Source organism: Allofournierella massiliensis (assembly GCF_964241245.1).
GTDB classification, from domain to species: domain Bacteria; phylum Bacillota; class Clostridia; order Oscillospirales; family Ruminococcaceae; genus Allofournierella; species Allofournierella massiliensis.
In genome coordinates this window covers 16019-38265 of record NZ_CAXSWZ010000008.1, presented here as the reverse complement: position 1 = coordinate 38265, position 22247 = coordinate 16019, and the positions used below count along the sequence as shown (strand labels likewise).

General features: G+C 57.5%; 20 protein-coding genes. 18 read left to right on the top strand and 2 right to left on the bottom strand.

The annotated features are described in order from the left end of the window. The first annotated feature begins 116 nt into the window (after positions 1–116). The 4 genes from recA (at position 117) to pgsA (ending at position 3926) form a co-directional block, all read left to right on the top strand. Complete coding sequence (recA, locus tag ACESYO_RS06000; RefSeq protein WP_087180814.1) at positions 117–1283, top strand: recombinase RecA; 1167 nt, start codon at positions 117–119, stop codon at positions 1281–1283. Between the two features lie 4 nt (positions 1284–1287). After that, a complete protein-coding gene (locus tag ACESYO_RS05995) occupies positions 1288–1800 on the top strand; it encodes a regulatory protein RecX (RefSeq protein ID WP_373209580.1) in 513 nt (170 codons plus the stop codon). Positions 1801–2014: 214 nt separating this feature from the next. Beyond that, on the top strand, positions 2015–3367 hold the full coding sequence (gene rimO / locus ACESYO_RS05990) for a 30S ribosomal protein S12 methylthiotransferase RimO (RefSeq protein WP_058963586.1): 1353 nt from the start codon (positions 2015–2017) through the stop codon (positions 3365–3367). Continuing rightward, complete coding sequence (gene pgsA, locus ACESYO_RS05985) at positions 3351–3926, top strand: CDP-diacylglycerol--glycerol-3-phosphate 3-phosphatidyltransferase (RefSeq protein ID WP_058963585.1); 576 nt, start codon at positions 3351–3353, stop codon at positions 3924–3926. The genes rimO and pgsA overlap by 17 nt, the downstream gene beginning before the upstream one ends. Before the next feature lie 87 nt (positions 3927–4013). Here pgsA and ACESYO_RS05980 read toward each other — a convergent pair whose 3' ends face one another. Beyond that, a complete protein-coding gene (locus tag ACESYO_RS05980; RefSeq protein ID WP_058963584.1) occupies positions 4014–4868 on the bottom strand; it encodes a MurR/RpiR family transcriptional regulator in 855 nt (284 codons plus the stop codon). A gap of 351 nt (positions 4869–5219) precedes the next feature. On the opposite strand from ACESYO_RS05980, the gene ACESYO_RS05975 reads away from it, so the two are divergent. From ACESYO_RS05975 to ACESYO_RS05960, 4 genes are all read left to right on the top strand, one after another. Next, entirely contained in the window at positions 5220–6566 is a 1347-nt protein-coding gene (locus tag ACESYO_RS05975) for an ABC transporter substrate-binding protein (protein WP_058963583.1), read from the top strand. Positions 6567–6729: 163 nt separating this feature from the next. Continuing rightward, on the top strand, positions 6730–7674 hold the full coding sequence (locus tag ACESYO_RS05970) for a carbohydrate ABC transporter permease (protein WP_373209579.1): 945 nt from the start codon (positions 6730–6732) through the stop codon (positions 7672–7674). A 13-nt stretch (positions 7675–7687) separates the two neighbouring features. After that, entirely contained in the window at positions 7688–8521 is an 834-nt protein-coding gene (locus tag ACESYO_RS05965; protein ID WP_058963581.1) for a carbohydrate ABC transporter permease, read from the top strand. A gap of 106 nt (positions 8522–8627) precedes the next feature. Next, positions 8628–9098, top strand: a complete 471-nt coding sequence (locus tag ACESYO_RS05960) for a YhcH/YjgK/YiaL family protein (protein ID WP_058963580.1) — start codon at positions 8628–8630, stop codon at positions 9096–9098. Positions 9099–9192: 94 nt separating this feature from the next. Here ACESYO_RS05960 and ACESYO_RS05955 read toward each other — a convergent pair whose 3' ends face one another. Continuing rightward, positions 9193–9396: a hypothetical protein gene (locus ACESYO_RS05955; protein WP_373211217.1), complete on the bottom strand. Its 204-nt coding sequence runs from the start codon at positions 9394–9396 to the stop codon at positions 9193–9195. Positions 9397–9555: 159 nt separating this feature from the next. Between ACESYO_RS05955 and ACESYO_RS05950 the strand changes: the two genes are divergently transcribed. The 10 genes from ACESYO_RS05950 (at position 9556) to glgB (ending at position 22176) form a co-directional block, all read left to right on the top strand. Continuing rightward, positions 9556–11160, top strand: coding sequence for an ABC transporter substrate-binding protein (locus ACESYO_RS05950; protein WP_058963579.1), 1605 nt, complete (start codon positions 9556–9558; stop codon positions 11158–11160). Between the two features lie 156 nt (positions 11161–11316). After that, a complete protein-coding gene (locus tag ACESYO_RS05945; RefSeq protein ID WP_058963578.1) occupies positions 11317–12279 on the top strand; it encodes an ABC transporter permease in 963 nt (320 codons plus the stop codon). A gap of 19 nt (positions 12280–12298) precedes the next feature. Further along, complete coding sequence (locus ACESYO_RS05940) at positions 12299–13195, top strand: ABC transporter permease (protein WP_087183655.1); 897 nt, start codon at positions 12299–12301, stop codon at positions 13193–13195. Positions 13196–13207: 12 nt separating this feature from the next. Beyond that, positions 13208–14233, top strand: coding sequence for an ABC transporter ATP-binding protein (locus tag ACESYO_RS05935; protein ID WP_373209578.1), 1026 nt, complete (start codon positions 13208–13210; stop codon positions 14231–14233). Positions 14234–14235: 2 nt separating this feature from the next. Further along, positions 14236–15246 carry an ABC transporter ATP-binding protein gene (locus tag ACESYO_RS05930; RefSeq protein ID WP_058963575.1) on the top strand — a complete coding sequence of 337 codons (1011 nt, stop codon included), beginning with the start codon at positions 14236–14238 and terminating at the stop codon, positions 15244–15246. 1 nt (position 15247) lies between these two features. Next, entirely contained in the window at positions 15248–16894 is a 1647-nt protein-coding gene (locus ACESYO_RS05925; protein WP_373209577.1) for an FAD-binding protein, read from the top strand. Further along, positions 16891–17340, top strand: a complete 450-nt coding sequence (locus ACESYO_RS05920; RefSeq protein WP_058963574.1) for a YhcH/YjgK/YiaL family protein — start codon at positions 16891–16893, stop codon at positions 17338–17340. The genes ACESYO_RS05925 and ACESYO_RS05920 overlap by 4 nt, the downstream gene beginning before the upstream one ends. Positions 17341–17408: 68 nt before the next feature. After that, a complete protein-coding gene (locus tag ACESYO_RS05915; RefSeq protein WP_087180828.1) occupies positions 17409–18326 on the top strand; it encodes a dihydrodipicolinate synthase family protein in 918 nt (305 codons plus the stop codon). Positions 18327–18431: 105 nt separating this feature from the next. Continuing rightward, positions 18432–19643 carry an AGE family epimerase/isomerase gene (locus tag ACESYO_RS05910; protein ID WP_087183650.1) on the top strand — a complete coding sequence of 404 codons (1212 nt, stop codon included), beginning with the start codon at positions 18432–18434 and terminating at the stop codon, positions 19641–19643. A gap of 478 nt (positions 19644–20121) precedes the next feature. Continuing rightward, positions 20122–22176 (top strand): 1,4-alpha-glucan branching protein GlgB, encoded by a 2055-nt coding sequence (gene glgB, locus ACESYO_RS05905; protein WP_276869913.1) that lies wholly within the window; start codon positions 20122–20124, stop codon positions 22174–22176. Positions 22177–22247 lie beyond the last annotated feature (71 nt).

The following is a 22247-nucleotide window of genomic DNA, read 5'->3' as shown; positions in this document are numbered from 1 at the left end:
GTTTCTTCTCTTTTGTGTATAATAAGAACATGCGAAACAAAAAGCGGCCCGGTCAGTTGACCTGTGGCGGCAAAGATAAAACATCAATCCGGTTTGAATAAAGGAGCAGAAGCATTATGGCAGACAAGAAACCTCTTCCTTCCCCCAGCAAGAAGGCTGCGGGCGACAAAAAGGCCGCGCTGGAGACTGCGCTGGCCCAGATTGAAAAGCAGTTCGGCAAGGGCGCAGTGATGAAGCTGGGCAGCAATGTGGCCATGCAGGTGGATGCCATTTCCACCGGCAGCCTGTCGCTGGATCTGGCGCTGGGTGTGGGCGGTATGCCCCGCGGCCGTGTGGTGGAAATTTACGGGCCGGAATCCAGCGGTAAGACTACTCTGGCACTGCATGTGCTGGCCGAGGCTCAGAAAGCCGGCGGCGAGGTGGCCTTCATCGACGTGGAGCATGCGCTGGACCCGGTGTATGCCCGCGCTCTGGGTGTGGACATCGACAGCCTGCTGGTGAGCCAGCCGGATACCGGCGAGCAGGCGCTGGAAATCTGCGAGGCGCTGGTGCGCTCCGGCGCCATTGACGCCATCGTCATCGACTCGGTTGCCGCCATGGTGCCCCGCGCCGAGATCGAGGGCGAGATGGGCGACTCCCACGTGGGCCTGCAGGCCCGCCTGATGAGCCAGGCGCTGCGCAAGCTGACCGGCGTCATCGGAAAGACCAACACCGTGGCCATCTTCATCAACCAGCTGCGTGAGAAGGTGGGCGTGACCTACGGCAACCCGGAGGTGACTGCCGGTGGCCGTGCGCTGAAATACTACTCCTCCGTGCGCATCGACGTGCGCCGTATCGAAGGCCTGAAGGATTCCACCGGCGCCTTCATCGGCAACCGCACCCGTGCCAAGGTGGTAAAAAACAAGGTGGCTCCTCCCTTCAAGGAGGCCGAGTTTGACATTATGTTCGGCGAGGGCATCAGCAAGACCGGCGAGATTCTGGATCTGGCCGTCACCCTGGGCATCGTGCAGAAGAGCGGCGCATGGTTCAGCTATGGCGAGACCCGCCTGGGCCAGGGCCGCGACAATGTGAAGATCTACTTCAAGGAACACCCTGAGCTGATGGCGGAGATCGAGGAGCTGGTGCGCCAGAATGCCGACAAACTGGTAAAGGGCGGCAAGAAGGCGAAGGGCTCTGTAACCCCGGTGGTGGCCGCGCCCGCGCCCGCCGCAGCGGAAGCCCCCGCCAAGGAGAAGGCGGCCGCGGTGAGCGAGGCCGACCTGGACATCATGGTCGAGGACTGAGCCGGTGCTGTTTGAAGAGGAGGACAAAGCCTACCGCCGCGCACTGGACAAGGCCATGGAATACCTTTCGCTGCGGGATCATTCCAGCGGCGAGCTGTATGACAAGGTGCGCAAAAAGGTGGAGGATGACCAGGCAGCAGCCGCAGCTGTGGCCCGCTGCGTGGAGCTTGGGCTGATTAACGACGAGGCCTTTGCCCGCCACCGGGCCAAATACCTGCTGGCCCGCCATAAAAGCCCGGCCCAGATCCGGGCTCATCTGGCGGAAAAGGGCGTGGACCGGCAGATCGCCGCTCAGGTTCTGGAGGAGCTTTTTGAAGAGGAAAGCCCCGCCGACGCGGTGTATCAGCTGTTGTGCCGCAGCTATGGCCGCAAGCTGGCGGCAGGCAAGCGCCAGAACGTGATTGCTGCCATGGCACGCCGGGGCTTTTCCATGGGGCACATCCGGGAGGCGCTGGCCCGCTGGGAGGAGGAAAATCCAACCGAAGAGGAGCAGCCGGACTGGGAGCCGGAGTTCTGAGCCGTCAAAGAGTGAAAAGGGCGGGGAAATGGCCGGATTTCCGCCAACTTCCACCCTGCAATGCTGGACTTTGCCCCTATAAACATGATAGAATAACAGGGCGAGGGAGTGTTCTCCCTCGCCTTTTCCTGTATGGCCGCCCGCCCGAGTTTGTTCAAAATGCACACAGGGCGCGAAGCGGCGTGAACCAACAAGCAAAAAGGAGAATACTGCATTGAATATCGCAATCATTTCGCTGGGCTGCCCCAAAAATCAGGTGGATGCCGACGTGATGTGCCACGGTCTCATCGCTGCCGGCCACACCACCACCGCCGACCTGAGCTTGGCGGATGTGATCATCGTGAACACCTGCGGCTTTATTGAGAGCGCAAAGACTGAGGCCATCGAGAATATCCTGAACGCCTGCTCCTATAAGGAACAGAACCCCAACCTGAAGGTGGTGGTTACCGGCTGCCTGGCCGAGCGGTACCAGCATGAGATCCGCACCGAGATTCCCGAGGTGGATGCGGTGGTGGGCATCGGCTCCAACAAGGCCATTCCCCAGATCATCGACCGGCTGTGCGGCGGCGCGGAGGATCAGAACCGGGAGTACTACGGCCCCAAGACCGATCTTCCCCTGGGCGGTCGACGGGTGATCTCCACCCCCCATCACTATGCCTATCTGAAAATTGCCGAGGGCTGCAACAACCGCTGCCACTACTGCGCCATTCCTCTGATTCGTGGCCCGCTGCGCAGCCGCCCCATGGAGGACTGCCTGGCCGAGGCCCGCTGGCTGGCGAATGAGGGCGTGAAAGAGCTGGTGCTGGTGGCCCAGGATCCCACCGCCTACGGCGACGACTGGGGCAAGAACAGCATCTGCGAGCTGCTGGATGAGCTGAACAAGATCGAGGGCATCCGCTGGATTCGCATCCTGTATGCCTACCCCGAGCGCATTACCGACGCCTTTATCGCGGCTATGGTTCGCAACGAGAAGGTTGTGCCCTATCTGGATCTGCCCATTCAGCACTGCAACAGCCGGGTGCTCAAGGCCATGAACCGCAAGGGCGACCGTCAGGTGGTGGAAAGCGCCATCCAGCGGCTGCGGCAGGCCATTCCCGGCATCACCCTGCGCACCACCCTGATTGCAGGTTACCCCGGCGAGACTGAGGAGGAGTTCGACGAGCTGTGTCAGTTCGTGAAGGACACCGCCTTCGAGCGGCTGGGCTGCTTTGCCTTCAGCCCGGAGGAGGACACCGTGGCCGCCTCCATGCCGGATCAGCTGCCGGAAGAGGAGAAGCAGCGCCGGGCCGACATCATCATGCGTGCCCAGGCCAACATCAGCGCCGCCAAGCTGGAAGAGAAGGTGGGCAAGACCCTCACCGTGATCTGCGACGGCATCGACGAGGAAAGCGGCCTGTATCTGTGCCGCAGCGAGGCGGATGCCCCGGAGATCGACGGTAATGTGTGCGTGTCCAGCGAGGATCCGATGTATCCCGGCGAGTTTTATCAGGTGTACATCGAGGAGAGCGACATGTACGATCTGTATGGCTATGTAGTGGAGGATGAGAAGGATGAATCTGCCCAATAAACTCACACTGGCCCGCATCGTGCTGGTGCCGGTATTTATGGTATTGGCCCAGATGAGCCAGTACGGCACTTCGAACTTTGTTCCGGCCTGGTACCTGGCGGCAGGCGTGGTGTTTGCCGTTGCCAGTTTCACCGATTTTCTGGATGGCTATCTGGCCCGCAAGTGGAATCTGGTAACCGATTTCGGCAAGTTTGCCGATCCTCTGGCCGACAAACTGCTCACCACCGTGGCTTTCCTGTACATGATGCGGGACGGTGTGTGCAGCATCTGGGTGGTGGCCATCATTCTGGCCCGGGAGTTTGCTGTGGCCGGCGTGCGTATGGTGGCGGCTTCCTCCAATCATGTGATCGCTGCCAATATGTGGGGCAAGGTGAAAACCGTGCTGCAGATGCTCACAATCCTGTTCTACTATTTCGCGGCGGCTTTCTCCAGTGGCGGAGATATCATGGCCGTGGGTCTGATCTCCATGGTGCTGTGCTGGCTGGTGGCGCTGGTGACCCTGCTCTCCGGCGGTATCTACCTGTGGCAGAACCGGGAATGCTTCATGAACGCAAAATAATCCGGCCGGACCTGAATCTTCCGGAAAAAATGAAAAAGGCTTGCCTTTCCATGTGGAAGGCAAGCCTTTTTTGTGTAAAAAGCCGGGTTACAGGTGGCGGATGGCCAGTGCGTTGGCGGTCAGATCCTTGTTGCGCATGGTGGTATCCATGTCGCGGCGGCAGAACTCGTTTACCAGCATGTCCACCACGAACAGCATGGCCATCTTGGCAGCAATGCTGCCGGTCTGCAGCGGGCGTTCGTGACCGCCGCACAGCAGCACCACGTCCGCCATGCTGGCAGCAGGGGAGTCGGCATAGTGGGTGATCAGCACGATCTTTGCGCCGCGGGCCTTTGCGGGCCGGAGCACATCCTCCGCATCCCGGGTAGAGCCGGAATAGGAAACAAACAGAATCACGTCGTTTTCCTCCAGCAGGCTGGCGGCCATGATCTGCATGTGGTTGTCTTCAATGGTAAAGAATTTTGGGGTCACGGTGAGAAAACGGCTCCAGGCCTCCCGCACGGTGGCCATACTGCCGCCGTAGCCCAGGCCAAGAATTTTGCCGGCCCCGGCCAGAAGATCGCCCGCCTTGATCAGCGCTGCCTCGTCCAGAAGCGACAGAGTCTGGTTCAGGGCCTGAATATTGGCTTCATACAGGCGGCGGCACATGGCCTCCACGGTGTTGTCCTCGGGGGTGAGCTCGCCGTAGGCCGCATAGGGGTTGGGCTGATTCAGAATACTGGACTTGGCCAGGGCGAGCTTGAATTCGTTGTAGCCGCCGAAACCCAGCTGCTTGCAGAACCGGAAGATAGTGGCCTCGGCCACCCCGCATTCGCTGGCCAGCCCGGAGATGGACAGATACTGCGCCTGGGCACAGTGCTCGCGCAGATAATCTGCGATCTTACGGGAAGAAGGGGTGAATTGATCGTAGTGGGTATTGATTTGATACATAACATCTAACATAAGCGATACACTCCCCGGAGAATGCTCCTTTCCGCTGTTTCCTGCGAAAAAATTTTTCAAACATAATGTGGAAAGAAGAGAATGCGAATATTTTGTAACTTTATGTAATCATTACAAAATAGAATCAACAGTACTATATATTATAAGGCAAAAGTGACGGAATCACAAGAAAAAAAGGCCTAAAAAGCTGTTGTGCAAGTTCACTGAATATTCATAGAAAAGATAGGTGGACTTCACAATTGAAAAAATTTTTCACGAATGGTAGAATTTGAGTAAAGCGAGACGGCATGGTTTTTCCGTGCCCTGATCGAGTCGAACAGACTGAAAAATCCTTAAGGAGGAGAATTTCAAATGAAAAAAGCGTTAGCACTTGTCATGGCCGGCGCAATGGCGCTGTCCATGGTCGCTTGCGGCGGCGGCAGCACCAGCACCGCCACCTCTGGTTCCACCGCGGCCAGCACCGGCACCAGCACCGCTTCTTCCGGCGCTGCTACCGAGATCACCCTGTGGACCTACCCCATCGGCTCCTGGCAGAAAGAGGAGACCGTGAACGGCTTCATCGCTGAGTTCAACAAGCAGTACCCCGACATCAAGGTCAATGTGGAGTACCTGGACTACACCAACGGCGACGATAAGGTAACCACCGCCATCGAAGCCAAGAACACCCCCGATATCATCTTCGAGGGTCCCGAGCGTCTGGTATCCAACTGGGGCGCCAAGGGCCTGATGGTTGATCTGAGCGACCTGTGGACCGAAGAGGCCACTGCCGACATCAGCAAGACCAGCGAGGCTGTTGTGAATGCCTGCAAGGGTGCCGACGGCAAGTACTACGAGTACCCCCTGTGCATGACCGCCCACAACATGGCCATCAACTACGAGCTGTTTAAGGAGACCGGTGCTCTGCAGTACATCGACGAGGAGACCCGCACCTGGACCACCGATAACTTCGTGAAGGCTCTGGAAACCCTGCGCGACAGCGGTAAGGTTATGACCCCCGCCATCGTTTACTGCGGCGGCCAGGGCGGTGACCAGGGCACCCGCGCTCTGGTGAACAACCTGTACAGCGGCACCTACACCAACGCTGATCACACCGCTTACACTGCCAACAGCGCCGAGAACGTGAAGGCTCTGGAGCTGCTGCAGAAGCTGAACAACGAGAAGGCCCTGACCTTCGATCCCGCTCTGCAGGCTTCCGACGAGCTGCAGATGTTCGCCAACGGCACTGCTGCCATGACCTTCTGCTGGAACGCTTCCAACGAGGCTACCTACGCTGAGCAGGTTACCTTCACTCCCTACGCCATGAACTTCCCCACCGATGACGGCAAGGTTGAGCTGTGCGGCGGTATCTGGGGCTTCGGTATCTTCGACAACGGCGACGACGCCAAGATCGAGGCTGCCAAGACCTTCATCAAGTTCATCTGTGACGACGCCACTCAGGGCCCTGCCAGCGTGCAGGCTACCGGCTTCTTCCCCGTGCGTTCTTCCTTCGGCAACGTGTATGCCGGCACCGAGGATGAGACCCGTATGGCTACCTTCCAGACCTTCCTGCCCAACATGGGTGACTACTACAACGTGACCGGCGGCTGGACCGAGCAGCGCACTGCTTGGTGGAACATGCTGCAGGAAGTTGGCAACGGCAGCGACGTTCAGGCTGCTGCTGACAAGTTCGTTGAGACTTCCAACGCCGCCATCGGCTAAGGAACAGCCCTTCCGACTGATTCGTTAGAGTAGGGACGCGCACCTCTCTTTTTCGCCCGATGCGCAAAAAGAGAGGTGCGCTCTTTCTTAAAAGGCATGAACATGATTCACCCGCTGTTCCGGCGTTAGAGGAACCTGTGAGAGATGAGAGGAGAGGATCCATTTGACTACATCTGCAACCAAGCAGCCTGTAAAAGGACCCAGCAAGCGCTCCGGCCTTGGCATCAGCCGGGCGGAGGCACGCCGTGAGACCATTGCGGCCTACCTTTTCCTGTTGCCGTTTTTGATCGTTTTCGTCGGCTTTGTTCTGATCCCCATGGTCATGTGCCTGTGGACGAGCTTCTTCGATTCCACCATGGCCCGTGAGGATATTTTCGTTGGATTTGGCAACTACATCAAGATGTTCCAGGATGATATTTTCTGGAAGGCTTTGATGAATACCGCACTGATCGTGGTGGTGGCCGTGCCCACTGTTACCGCGTTCTCTCTGTGGGTGGCTTCGGCCATTTATAAAATGAAGGCAGCTTCCTGCTCCTTCTTCCGCTGCATCTTCTATCTGCCCGTTGTAACCGGTACCGTTGCCGTTACCGTGGTGTGGAAGTGGATGTTCAACAACTACTACGGCATCATCAACTATGTGGCCAAGGGCGTTGGCGTGATCGACAACAACGTGAACTGGCTGGGCAACCCCAAGACTGCCATCTGGTGTATCATCCTGATCCTGTTCACCACCAGTATCGGTCAGCCCATTGTTCTGTACGTTTCCGCTCTGGGCAACGTGGACGCCAGCCTGACCGAAGCTGCTCAGGTGGACGGTGCCACCAAGCTGCAGATCTTCTGGAAGATCATGTGGCCCCAGATCACTCCCACCACCCTGTACATCCTGGTTATCACCACCATCAACAGCTTCCAGTGCTTCGCTCTGATTCAGCTGCTGACCAGCGGCGGCCCCAACCATGCCACCGATACCATCATGTACTACATCTACTACCAGGCCTTCAAGCTGTATCAGTACGGCTACGGCAACGCCATGGGCGTGATCCTGGCCATCATCATCGCTCTGCTGTCTGCCCTGCAGTTCAAGGTAGCCGGCAAGGGCAACGACTAAGGAGGCATAGAAGATGAATACTGTAACTGGCAAAATGACTCCTTATAAGGTCATCTCTGGCATCATCCTTGCTATTCTGACCGTGTTCCTGGTGTTCCCCCTGTACTGGATCTTCACCGGTTCCGTAAAGACTGCGGCGGACATCAACACCCCCACTCCCCAGTGGTTCCCCACCAACCCCACTCTGGCCAACTACGAGAAGCTGTTTGACAACCCGGCTCTGCTGTGGCTGTGGAACACCATCTTTATTGCTGTGGTTGCCATGGCCCTGACCTGCATCACTGCCGCCATGGCCGGCTATGTGCTGGCCAAGAAGAAATTCTACGGCCGTACCGTGATCTTCAGCCTGATCGTCTGCGCCATGGCTCTGCCCAAGCAGGTTATCCTGATCCCCCTGCTGAAGGAGATGTCCTTCCTGGGCATCCACGATACCCTGTGGGCCGTGATCCTGCCCACCGTCGGCTGGCCCTTCGGCGTATTCCTGATGAAGCAGTTCAGCGAAGGCATCCCCAACGAGATGCTGGAAGCTGCCCGCATCGACGGCGCCGGCGAGATCCGCACCTTTGTGCAGATCATCCTGCCCATGGTCAAGCCCGGTATCGGCGCGCTGGCCATCTTCACCTTCATCACCGCCTGGAACGATTACTTCATGCAGTTGATCATGCTGACCAAGAACACCAGCCTGACCATCTCGCTGGGTATTGCGAACCTGCAGGCTGAAATGGCCACCGACTTCGGCCTGATCATGGCCGGTGCTGCGGTTGCTGCCATTCCCATCCTGGCCGTGTTCCTGATGTTCCAGAAGTACTTCACTCAGGGCATCACCATGGGTGCGGTAAAGGGTTGATTTTCAGAACCCGTTTGTTTCCCAAAACCAGGTGGCTGCCGCCACCTGGTTTTTTTGTCAATATCGGCTGCTGTGTGAACAGGTGGCCGGAAAAGGAGAGAATACCATGATCTACGATAATTTCAGCAATCTGAGCGCCTACAAGGGCTTTTCCAAAGGCCTGGACAAGGTGATCGAATGGGCCAAAACCCACAAGGTGGAGGAGCTGCCCCTGGGCCGTACCGAGATCGACGGCAGCCGGGTTTTCGTGAATGTGATGGAAGCGGATACCCGCCCGGAAGCAGGCGCCCATTATGAAGTGCATCATAAGTATATGGATCTGCAGATGGACATCGAGGGCTGTGAGGACTTCGAAGTGCCCAGCAGCTACTGCCAGGACGAAAAAGGCTTTGACGATGCGGCAGACATCGGCTTCGGAGATGGCCCGGTGGGCGACCTGGGTCATCTGGGCGGCGGCAAATTTGCGCTGTTTCTGGCCGGCGAACCGCACATGCCCACGTTGAGCAACGGCAGCTGCACCCATGTGAAAAAAGCCGTGTTCAAGATTTTGAGCAACGAATATTACGACGAGGTCTGATCGGGACCCTTTGTCTGTGAGGTTTAAATGGAAAAAAATGAGTGAAAAATCTGCAAAAGCGACGGAGAATGGGGCCAAATGATGAAAAAATTTTTCATTTCTGCTGGAAATAGAAAAAGAGAGAAGGGGAAACGGGAAGCGGATGAATCAGAAAAATCGTTTCAATGGAAGCGTCAAAAGTAACAAAAAATAACAATTCAAAGCTGTTAATTGCCCACAGATAGCCAAAAAATGACTTTTGAAAGAATGGCTTGTGCAAAATGACAAATTTGCCTCGGGTAGATTCGTAGGACTTCATAATTGAAAAAATTTTTCATAGATGGTACCATAAGAGTAAAGCAAGGGGCGCGTGAGCGCACACCTTGTTCCAAGGGAAATGGAGCACCTTGGCTCTGATGCATACTTATTAATAAGCGATTGGAGAAGGTGCTCTCGATTTTTGAAGGAGGCAAAAAACATGAAGAAAGTTCTTGCACTTGTTCTCGCAGCTGCCATGGCACTTTCCATGGTAGCCTGCGGCGGTGGCTCGACCACCACCACCAGCGGTTCCACCGCAACCAGCGGCGCAGCCAGCACCGGCACTGCCGCTGCCGCCAGCGATGGCACCCTGAAACTGATTCTGTCCACCACCGACGGCAGCAGCACCGACGACAAGGTGCCCATCCCCTGGCTGAATCGTACCATGCCCACCAACCTGATGTTCCGCAGCCTGTTCATTTCGGACAGCACCCTGAACGAGGCAAGCCCCGACCTGGCCGAGAGCTATGAGGTCAGCGAGGACGGCCTGACCTACACCATCACCCTGAAGGACGGCCTGAAGTGGAGCGATGGCGAGCCCCTGACCGCTGACGACGTTCTGTGGTCCATCGATGCCGCTCTGCAGACCACTCAGGTAAACTCCATCTACACCTCCGCGTTCAAGAAGATCGCTGACAAGAGCGCCGAGGGCAACGTGATCACCCTGACCCTGAGCGAGCCTTACAGCTCCCTGCCTCAGATTCTGAGCCAGTTCGCCATCCTGCCCAAGCACAGCCTGGAGAACGTGGACGTTCTGAAGCTGGATGCCGACACCACCTTCTGGCAGAACCCCGTAACCAGCGGTTACTACATGGTTGGCGAGTTCAACGTGGGCAACTACTTCACCATGGTTCCCAACCCCAACTATGAGGGCACTCCCGCCAAGATCCAGAAGGTTACCGTTTCCTATGTGAACGATTACCTGACCGCAGCTCAGTCCGGCAACGCCGACTACCTGTACGGCAACGCCACCGACCTGGTGGAAGCCATGCAGGGCATGAGCAACTATACCTCTCACGAGGTTGACGTACTGTTCTACAAGTACTTCATCTTTAACATGGAAGGCACCGACGGCACCCAGAACGAGGCCATGCAGAACGTTGAGGTCCGCAAGGCTATCATGGAAGCCATCGACCGCGCCACTCTGGCCACCCTGTATCCCAGTGCAACCGTGCTGAACTCCGGCGTGCCCGATTCTCATCCCGCTTACAACGGCTTCACCTACACCTTCGACACAGAGAAGGCCAAGGCTGACATCGCTGCTTCCGGCTACGACATGAGCCGTCCCATCCGCATCTGCTACTACAACAACGATCAGACCAGCATCGACCTGATCAACACCATCGTTTACTACCTGGAGCAGGCTGGCCTGACTGTTGAGTCCACCCTGTCCAACGACGGTACCACCGATCTGTTCACTACCCGCCAGTACGACATCGGCTTCAAGGGCAAGAGCTCCTTCTCTCTGGACGAGTGGTACAGCGAGTACCTGAGCACCGATGCTCTGTTCCAGAAAATCTGGGGCGGCGACACTTCCTTCGACGAGGCCATTGCCACCTACTCTGCTGCCACTACCGAGGAAGAGAAGAATGCTGCTCTGAAGACCCTGCAGGATCTGGAGCAGGAGAAGCTGTACAAGGTTCCTCTGTTCACCGTTGGTAACTATGTGTTCACCAGCAGCAACGTGAAGATCCCCGAGGGCGTCACCTTCTGCAACCCCCTGTACAGCTGCGATCTGGATTTCGCCAACTGGGAAATGGCCTGATCCGCTGATACTGCTGCAATCCCTGGCATAATGTGATTGCTGGAAAGGGAGAGACATTGGCCTTTGCCTTTCGTCTCTCCCTTTCCCCTTTTCGGCAGGCTCCTGCGACGGGCCTGTGCTTCGCCCCATTTGAATCACCGAGATTGGAGTGAGAACATGCTAAAGTTCATTCTCAAAAAGCTTCTTCTGATGATCCCGATGCTGCTCGTCATCAGCCTGATCGTGTTCTTCGGCCTGCAGGCGACCGGTATCGATCCCATCAACTTCATGCTCAGTCCCGAACAGCTTTCCGCCAGCCCCGAGGTGGTGGAGCAGCTGCGTGAGGAGCTGGGCCTGAACGATCCTCTGATCGTTCAGTATTTCAACTGGCTGGGCAACATGCTGCACGGTGACTTCGGTTATTCCATCACCGACGGTACCTCCATCGCCAGCACCCTGGCGGTCCGCATGCCCTACACCCTGGAGCTGGCCGGTTATTCCCTGGTGCTGTCCGCCATCATCGGCATCGGCATCGGCATCATCTCCGCCATTCGTCAGAACGGCATCATCGACTACATCGGCCGCGTGCTGGCCGTTCTGGGCCAGGCGGTTCCCCAGTTCCTGGTGGGCATCATCCTGATCCAGATCTTCTCCATCAAGCTGGGCATCTTCCCGGCGGCGAACCGTGTCAGCCCGGATGCCACCAACGCTTTTGTGGACGCCTTCATGCATCTGTTCCTGCCTGTGGCCACCCTGACCATCGGCATGGTGGCGGTTCTGATGCGTTACGCCCGCAACACCATGCTGGACGTGCTGAACAGCGACTACATCAAGACCGCCCGCAGCAAGGGCATCCCCGAGTGGAAGGTTTACTTAAAGCACGGCTTCCGCAATGCCATGAAGCCCGTTCTGGTGATTCTGATGTTCCGTATCCCCACCCTGATCGGCGGCTCCGTGGTTGTTGAGAGCGTGTTCTCCTACCCCGGCATCGGTATGACAATGACCAACGCCATCGTTGCCAACGACTACAACGTGGTTATGGTGACCACCCTGATCATCGCCGCCACCATGCTGGTGTGCTCCTTCATGGTGGACGTGCTGAACGCCATCATGGACCCGCGCGTGCGGCTGGGCGAATAAGCGAGAGGAGGAGTAGAATATGAGCAATCCCAATGCGGCAGCAAGCATCAAGGAACAAAACAAAAGCGCGGCCTCCTCTTTGCTGAAAAAGAATGTCCGCAAGTTTTTGAACAACAAGCTGGCTGTGTTTGGTCTGGTGGTCGTGGTAATCATGACCCTGGCCTGCATCATCGGCGCCATTATGGGCGTGGACTACGCCACCCCCGACCTGACCAACATGAAAGCCGCTCCCGAGGCAGGCCACATCTTCGGCACCGACACCATCGGCCGTGACCTGCTGGCCCGTGTGCTGATCGGCGGCTGCTATTCCATCCTGATCGGCGTGTTCTGCGCCGTGCTCAGCAGCGTGATCGGCGCAGCGCTGGGCGCCATCGCCGGCTACTTCGGCGGCTGGGTGGACGGCGTGATCGTGCGTATTTCCGAGATCTTCCAGGCATTCCCCCAGCTGGTGCTGGTCATGATGCTGGTTGCCATTCTCAACCAGCGCGGTCTGGGCAACCTGCTGTTCATCTTCGTGGTCACCGGCTGGATGACCACCTTCCGTATGGTGCGTAACGAGTTCATGAGCCTGAAGAACGAGACCTACGTCAAGGTCTGCGAAGCTTTTGGCATGAAGCGCAGCAACATCATGTTCAAGCAGATCCTGCCCAACGTGATGAGCCCCATCATCGTTTCCACCACCACCAACGTGGCGTTCTTCATCCTGCAGGAGGCTTCCCTGAGCTTCATCGGCCTGGGCGTTGCCGACAGCACCCCCACCTGGGGCAATATCCTGAACGCTGCAAAGTCTGTTTCCGTGGTTACCAACCAGTGGTGGATCTGGGTATTCCCCGGTCTTGCCATCAGCCTGTTCGTTCTGGCCATCAACTTCTTCGGCGACGGCCTGCGGGACGTTCTGGACCCGAAACAGCAGTAAGGAGGCGGCAGTATGGATACAAAAGAGATCATCTTAGACGTAAAAAATCTGAATACCACCTTTATTTCCGACCGCAAGGAGATCCGGATCGTAAAGAACGTTTCTTTCCAGTTGAAGCGCGGCACCGCGCTGGCGGTTGTGGGTGAGTCCGGCTGCGGCAAGAGCGTGACCATGAACTCCATCATGCGTTTCCTGGGCAAGAACGCCCGGGTCGAAGCGGACAACATCCAGTACAACGCCCTGCGGGACGGCAAGGTGACCGAGTATCATCTGGAAAAGATCAAGGAGCCCAACGGCCCTGAAATGCGCGCTCTGCGCGGCCCGGACATGTCCATGGTGTTCCAGGATCCCATGTCCAGCCTGAACCCCGTTTACAAGGTGGGTGACCAGGTGGCTGAGGGTCTGATCCAGCACACCGGCATGAAGAAGAAGGAAGCCCGCCAGAAGGTGCTGGAAATGTTCCGCAAGCTGGGCATTCCCGATCCCGAGGAGCGCATCGACAACTACCCCCATCAGTTCTCCGGCGGCATGAAGCAGCGCGTGGTGATTGCCATCGCCATGATCTGCAACCCGGAGCTGATCATCTGCGACGAGCCCACCACCGCGTTGGACGTTACCATCCAGGCACAGATCATGGAACTGCTCAAGGATCTGCAGGTGAAGGAAGGCAAGTCCATCGTGCTGATCACCCATAACATGGGCCTGGTGGCCGAGATGGCCGATGAGGTCTGCGTCATGTACATGGGCCGCGTGGTGGAATTCGGCAGCCTGGAGGATGTGTTCGACCGCACCTCTCACCCCTACACCAAGGCGCTGCTGCGCAGCGTGCCCGTGCTGGGCCTGGCCGACGGCCAGAAGCTGGAGACCATTCCCGGCTCCACCCCCAACCCGGCCAACCTGAAGCCCGGCTGTGAGTTCGCGGACCGCTGCCCCGAATGCACCGCCGCCTGCCGTGAAAAGGATATCCCGACCTTCGAGATCAGCCCCGGCCACCGGGTTCGCTGCTTGAAGTATAAGAACTTCCCGGAGGTGGACTGATCATGAGCGAAAATCGTGAAGTTATCTTTAAGATCGAAAACCTGAAAACCTGGTTCCCCATCACCAAGGGCGCCTTCAAGAAAGTCGTGGGCCATGTGAAGGCCGTGGACGACGTGAGCCTGGAAGTGTATAAGGGCGAGACCCTGGGCATCGTGGGCGAGTCCGGCTGCGGCAAGTCCACCTTCGGCAAGACCATTATGATGCTGGAGAAGCCCACCGGCGGCAAGGTGCTGTTCAACTACGGCGGCGAGTTCAAGGACGTGACCAAGTTCAACAAGGAGGAAATGTTCCAGTTCCGCCGCAAGGTGCAGATGGTATTCCAGGATCCCTATTCCGCCCTGAACCCCCAGAAGAAGATTTACACCTCCTTCGAGGAACCCCTGAAGGTTCATGGTGTGAAGAGCGAGGCTGACCGTGAGGCCGTGATGCAGAAGGTGCTGAAGATGGTTAACATCCAGCCCGACTACCTGATGCGTTACCCCCACGAGTTCTCCGGCGGCCAGCGCCAGCGCCTGTGCATTGCCCGTGCGCTGGAGGTTATGCCCGAAGTTCTGGTGTGCGATGAGCCCGTTTCCGCGCTGGATGTGTCCATTCAGGCGCAGGTTCTGAACCTGATGAAGGACATCCAGAAGGAGATGAACCTGACCTACCTGTTCATTGCTCACGACCTGAGCGTTGTGCAGTACATGTCCGACCGTATCGTGGTTATGTACCTGGGCAAGATTGTGGAAATCGCTGACAGCCGTGCGCTGTACGACGAGCCCCTGCATCCCTACACCCAGGCGCTGCTGAGCGCCATTCCTGTGCCTGACATTCACAAGACCAAGAAGCGTCAGGTGCTGGAGGGCGAGGTGCCCAGCCCCATCCACAAGCCCAGTGGCTGTGCCTTCCACAACCGCTGCCCCAAGTGCATGGAAATCTGCAAGACTGTGGATCCCGCCATGGTGCACCACGGTGCAGAGGGCCACATGGTCGCCTGCCATCTGTATGACAAAGAGGCGGCGAAGGCCTGAGATGCGGCTGAAATATTCAAGGCACTGTGATGTGCTGGTGGTCGGCTCTGGCATTGCCGGAATCATGGCGGCCCTTGCTGCGGCGGTGGCCGGCCGTTCGGTGATTCTGGCAAGCAGTGGCCCGGTGTTCTCCGGCTCCAGCTTCTACCCTGGAACCTGGGGCCTCGGGCTGATCGGGCCGGAAAACGAAGCCGACCAGGAGGATCTGGTTCAGAGCATTCTGGAGGTTGGCTGCGGCATGGCGGATGAAGCCATGGTACGGGCCTTTGTGGCGGGCATTGCCCCGGCCATCGAGGGCGTGAAGGCCATGGGCGTTCAGCTGAAGGCTGCTGCCGACCAGAATCAAAAGGATTTTATTCCCTGTTTTGACCGCAAGCACCGCAGCTGGAACGGTCTGCTGTTCGACAGTATGCGCCAGGTGTTCTCCCGCAAAATGGAGGAATCCGGCGTGGAGCAGCTGCCCGGCTGCGAGCTGCTGCAGCTGATCAAAACTGACGGACGGGTGAGCGGTGCAGTGGTCTGCTGCGGCAAAGAGCTGACCGCCATCCGGTGCGGTGCGCTGGTGCTGGCCACCGGCGGTTATGGCGGCCTGTTCCGGGATCGCCTCACCACTGATGATGTGGCTGGCGCCGGCCAGTGGCTGGCGCTGGAAGCCGGGGCAGAGCTGGTGAATCTGGAGTTCATGCAGATGATGCCCGGCTATCTGAACCCCTGCCGCAAAACCATTTTCAACGAAAAAACCTTCCGCTACACCCGCTTGACAGGGCCGGACGGAAGGGATATTCTGGAGAACGAACCGGACCGGCAGGCCCTTCTGGAATGCCGGTCCACCCACGGGCCGTTCACCAGCCGGCTTATTTCCAGGCGGGTGGATCTGGCCATGGTGAAAGCCGCGCAGGCCGCGCCGGAGCAGGGAGTTACCGTGACCTACGGCCCTGAAATCCGGGAAAACACGCCTGAGTTCGTGCGTACTTACTTTGACTGGCTGTGGGAGAAAAAGCATCTGACCATGGATGACCCGGTGCAGATTGCTCCCTTTGCCCATGCGGCCAATGGCGGTGTGCGCATCGATCCCAGCGGTTTTACCGGAGTGCCCGGGCTGTTTGCCTGCGGTGAGGTGACCGGCGGCATGCATGGCGCGGACCGGATCGGCGGCCTTTCCACCGCCAATGGTCTGGTGTTCGGCAGAAAAGCGGGCGAGAGTGCGGCGGCTTTTGCGGCAGCACAGCCCGTGCCCAGGGCAGATGGCCCGGTGGAATTTGATGCCCGGGTTATTCCGGATCAGGCCCAGCGCCGCCGCCGGATGCAGGACGTGATGAGCGAATGCGGCATGGTGGTTCGTACCGGCGAAGCGCTGCGGCAGGGCATGGAGCGCCTTGCGCAGCTGGCAGACGGATGCGCGTTTACCGAAGGCGACGACGCCACGCAGATCGCGGCCAGCCGCCGGCTGTGGGCGCAGCTGCACCTGGCACAGGCCATTCTCAGCGCGCAGTGCATGCGCACCGAGAGCCGCGGTTCCCACTACCGGGCGGACTACCCGGAACGGAATCCTGCCATGGAGCGGCGGATTCTGGTTCGGCTGGAGGGCAGCACAGCCCGCGCCGCCTTTGAACAGAACCTTGCAGAAGAGAGGTCTGAAAAACAATGATTTATACCAATTACCAGCAGATGGAGCGCTACCTGGGCGTAAGTGACGCACTGGACACCGCCATCCGCTATCTGAAAACCGCCGACCTGAGTCAGTTGCAGTTCGGCCGCAACGATGTGGACGGCGACAACGTTTACATCAACCGTTTTGATTACGACACGCTGCCGCTGGAGAAGGCCGCCTGGGAGGGACACGCCCAGTATGCCGACATCCATGTGCTGCTCAGCGGCGAGGAAAAGATCGGTGTGACCGATGTTTCCCGTCTGAAGGCCACCACCCGGGATGAAGCCACCGATTTCATCGGTTACGAAGGCCCGGTGGAGACCTGGTTCACCATGCACCCCGGTGACGTTCTGGTGGTATTCCCCGAGGACGTGCACATGGTAAAGGTGCAGCTGAACGGTGAGGCACACGTACAGAAAGCTGTGTTTAAAGTGCGGGCCTGATCCCGCAGTTTAAATAGTCCTTGCGGACAAATTTTTAAGGTGTATTTCCAAAAAAGGAGAGGAAAAACATGAAAGACATTTCCAAGTACCAGGGCATTATTCCCGCGTTTTACGCCTGCTATGACGACGAAGGCAACATCAGCGTTGAGCGCACCAAAGAGCTGACCCGCTACTTCATCAAGAAGGGCGTTAAGGGCGTATACGTTTGCGGTTCCTCCGGCGAGTGCATTTACCAGAGCAAGGAAGAGCGCAAGCAGACCCTGGAGGCTGTGATGAGCGAAGCCAAGGGCAAGCTGACCGTGATTGCCCATGTGGCCTGCAACAACACTGCCGACAGCATGGAGCTGGCTGCTCATGCCGAGAGCCTGGGCGTTGACGCCATTGCCTCCATTCCTCCCATCTACTTCAAGCTGCCCGAGCATGCCATCGCTCAGTACTGGAACGACATTTCCTCCGCTGCTCCCAACACCGATTTCGTGATCTACAACATCCCGCAGCTGGCCGGCGTGGCCCTGACCATGCCCCTGTTCCGCGAGATGCGCAAGAACCCCCGCGTTGCCGCTGTGAAGAACAGCAGCATGCCCGTACAGGACATCCAGATGTTCAAGATGGAAGGCGGCCCGGACTTTGTTGTATTCAACGGTCCCGACGAGCAGTTCATCTCCGGCCGCGCCATGGGCGCTGACGGCGGCATCGGTGGTACCTACGCCGTAATGCCCGAGCTGCTGCTGAAGGCTGACGAGCTGCTGAAGGCCGGCAAGGTCAAGGAAGCTGCCGAGGTTCAGTACGCCATCGACGCCATCATCTACGCCATGTGCGCCTGCAAGGGCAACCTTTACGCTGTGATGAAGGAGATCCTGCGCATCCGCGAGAATCTGGACATCGGCGGCGTTCGCAAGCCCCTGCCCAACCTGTTCCCCGAGGATATGGATCAGGTTAAGAAGTGCGCCAAGATGATCGACGAGGCCATTGCCAAGTTCTGCTGATCGTACTTTGTTTTTCAGCCCGGATCCTGCAACGGGGCCCGGGCTTTCAGAGATTTTAAAAAGCGGCTGTTTTCCGGCCGCTTCGCACAAGGAGTTGTGATTATCATGGATAAGCATGCAGAGCAATTGAAAGAGTATCAGAAGTGGGTTCGCGAGGAGCTGGAGCGCAGCGTGAACTTCTGGCTGAAGAACGGCATGGATCACGAGCATGGCGGCGTTTACACCTGCCTGGACCGCACCGGCAAGCTGTTCAGCACCGATAAGAGCGTCTGGTTCCAGGGCCGCTGCGCCTGGACCTTCTCCTACCTGTGCCATGTATACGGCAAAAAGCAGGAGTGGCTGGATGCGGCCAAGAGCTGCCTGGACTTCATGGAGAAATACTGCATCAACCGGGAAGCCGGCGACCGCATGTACTTCACCGTGACCGCCGACGGCAAGCCTCTGCGTCAGCGCCGTTACTGCTTCTCTGAAGGCTTCTACGCCATCGCCAACGCCGAGTACTACGGCGTGACCGGTGAGAAGGAGTGCATCGAGCGCGCCCGCCGCGCCTACGAGCTGATCTATCAGCTGAACAACGGCCTGATCAAGGATCCCACCGGCATGGGCCCCAAGACCATCCCCGAGACCCGCACCGGCCGCGCTCTGGCTGATCCCATGATCTACCTGAACATCACCGCCGTGATGCGCCGTTGTGACCCCGAAAACAACGCGCTGTACGAAGCACGCGCCAAGGAGTGCTGTGAGACCATCTTCAAGTATCACTTCAAGCCCGAACTGAAGTGCACTCTGGAGACGGTTGGCATGAACGGCGAGCTGCAGATGGACTACACCGCCGGCCGTGTGGTCAACCCCGGCCACGACATCGAGTGCAGCTGGTTCGTGATGGAGCAGGCCAAGCACACTGGCGACGAGGAGCTGCGCAAGAAGGCTCAGACCCTGTTCGATTACGCTTACGAAGGCGGCTGGGACAAGGAGTACGGCGGCCTGCTGTATTTCATCGACTGCAAGGGTCTGCCCCCGGAGGCTTACGAGCATGACATGAAGCTGTGGTGGCCTCACAACGAGCTGCTCATCGCCAGCATGATGATCTACCGCGATACCCAGGATGAGAAGTATCTGAAGATCTTCGATGAGACTCTGGAGTACTGCAAGAAGGTGTTCAGCGATCCCGAGTACGGCGACTGGTACGGCTACCTGCGCCGCGACGGCAAGCCCACCGAGCCTGCCTGCAAGGGTTCCACCTTCAAGGGCCCCTTCCATCTGCCCCGTTGCCTGATGATGGTGGATCAGCTGATCGACGAGATCCTGGCCCGCTGATTCAACTGGCGGAAAATCAACCAGAAACAGGAACCCCCGTATCGGAACTGCCGGTACGGGGGTTCTTTTTGTGAAAAAACAAAAAACATAGTATAAAACTTGGAATTAACGCACATTTTACAGTTCTGCGTGTACAGAGAGAAAAATATCCTGTATACTAAAAGAAGAACATGTTTTACCATAAAAAATGTACCCGGGAGAAACACGGTTGTCCGCCTTGAAAATCTTCTGCTCCAGCCGGGAAAAGAATGTATAAAATGGCAGTAAAAAAGTAGGAAAAACCCAAAACCGAAAGCGTTCGGAAAATCCGCCGCTTTGCCCAACTAAGTGGAAAAAGCATTGTGCAAATATGCCAAAACGAAAAAAATGCAAAATGGTTTTTTGGCACTATATGACATAAAATACTTGAAAAATATCTTAAAAATGGTATGATAAAGGTAACGTATTGGGGTAAAAAGCCCCAGGGAGGGAGACAGGCGTGAAGAAAGAACATAAACATGCGGAGCTGCCCATATATTTGTTTAAGCAGGGCAACAATTTTGAGGCTTACCGGTTCTTTGGCGCCCACATGGAACGGCAGGGAGACCGGGAGGGGGTCGTGTTCCGCACCTGGGCCCCCCACGCGAAAGCGGTGTGCATCGTAGGCGATTTCAACAGCTGGGTGCCGGGAAGTCATCCCATGCAGCAGCTGGAGGACACCGGCATCTGGGAAGCATTCATTCCGGGGATTCAGGAATATGATGTGTACAAGTACTGCATCACCACCCCGGGTGACGAACTTCTGTTTAAGGCGGATCCCTATGCGTTCCATGCAGAGACCCGGCCGTCCAACGGCAGCAAGGTGTACAACCTGGACGGGTACCAGTGGCAGGACGATGAGTGGGAAGCCAGGCAGAAAAAGGCGGATCCCATTAACGGCCCCATGAACATCTACGAGTTGCACGCGGGCAGCTGGAAGGTGAAGGAAAACGGAGATCCCTACAACTATTCCGAGTTGGCGGATCAGCTGATTCCGTATCTGCAGTACATGGGCTACACCCATGTGGAGCTGCTGCCTGTGACCGAGCACCCCTTCGATGGGAGCTGGGGCTATCAGGTAACCGGATATTTTGCGCCCACCAGCCGTTATGGCACCCCCAAGGACTTTATGAACTTTGTGGACAAGTGCCATCAGGCCGGAATCGGCGTGATCATGGACTGGGTGCCTGCGCATTTTCCGAAGGATGCCTTCGGCCTTTACATGTACGACGGCGCGCCCTGCTACGAGGATCCCAACCCCCGGCGGGGCGAACATAAGGAATGGGGCACCATGGTCTTTAACTATGGCATGCCCGAGGTGGAGAGTTTCCTGGTGTCCAGCGCGCTGTTCTGGATCGAGCAGTACCACATCGACGGCCTGCGTGTGGACGCGGTTGCCTCGATGCTGTATCTGGATTACAACCGGCGCGACGGGGAATGGGAGGCAAACATCCACGGCGGCAAGGAAAACCTGGAGGCCATCGCCTTCCTGCGCAAGCTGAACAGCACTGTGCTGGGCCGCCATCCCCACAAGCTGATGATCGCCGAGGAATCCACTGCCTGGCCCATGGTGTCCAAGCCGGCGGAGGACGGCGGCCTGGGCTTCAACTTCAAGTGGAACATGGGCTGGATGAACGACATGCTCAGCTACATGAGCACCGACCCGCTGTTCCGCGCAGGCAACCACAACAAGGTGACCTTCAGCTTCTTCTACGCTTTCAGCGAGAATTTTGTTCTGCCCATCAGTCACGATGAGGTGGTACACGGCAAGGGCAGCCTGATCAACAAGATGCCCGGCGAATACAAGGACAAGTTCGCAAACCTGCGCACCTTCTATGGCTATATGATGGCGCATCCCGGCAAAAAGCTGCTGTTCATGGGCCAGGAATTCGCCCAGTTCAGCGAGTGGAACGAGGCCAAGGGCCTGGACTGGATGCTGCTGGAATACGACAGCCACCGCCAGATGGAGGCCTATGTGCGGGATCTGAACCATTTCTACACCGAGCATCCCGAGCTTTGGGAAGTGGATTACAGCTGGGAGGGCTTCCAGTGGATTGTGCCGGATGACAACCAGCAATCGGTGATTGCTTTCCTGCGGCGGGACGCCAAGGGCAAGATGATCATGGTGGTCTGCAACTTCAACCCCATCGAGCGCGTGGATTACCAGATGGGCGTGCCCAATCCCGGTACATACAAGGAGCTGCTGAACAGCGATGATGTGAAGTACGGCGGCGGCGGTGTGCACAACCCGGCCAAGCGTACCCGCAAAAAGCCTCTGCATGGCTTTGATCAGAGCATTCAGCTTACGCTGCCTCCGCTGAGCACCGTGTACTTGGCCGTGCCTGAAGCGAAAGCGCAGCCCAAAAAGACCGCGGCCAAGAAAACAGCCGCCAGAAAGTCTGCTGCCAAAAAGCCCGCCGCAACGGCAGCCAAAACCGCAAAAACCACCGCAGCGGGAACCAAACAAGCCAGGAAGCCTGCCGCCTCCAAAAAGGCGGCTCCCAAGGAGAAGTAACTGCTTCTTTCTGGGCGCTTTGGAATAAAACAGCACATTAAGGCGGAAAAACCGCCGATAAGGGGAGAAAA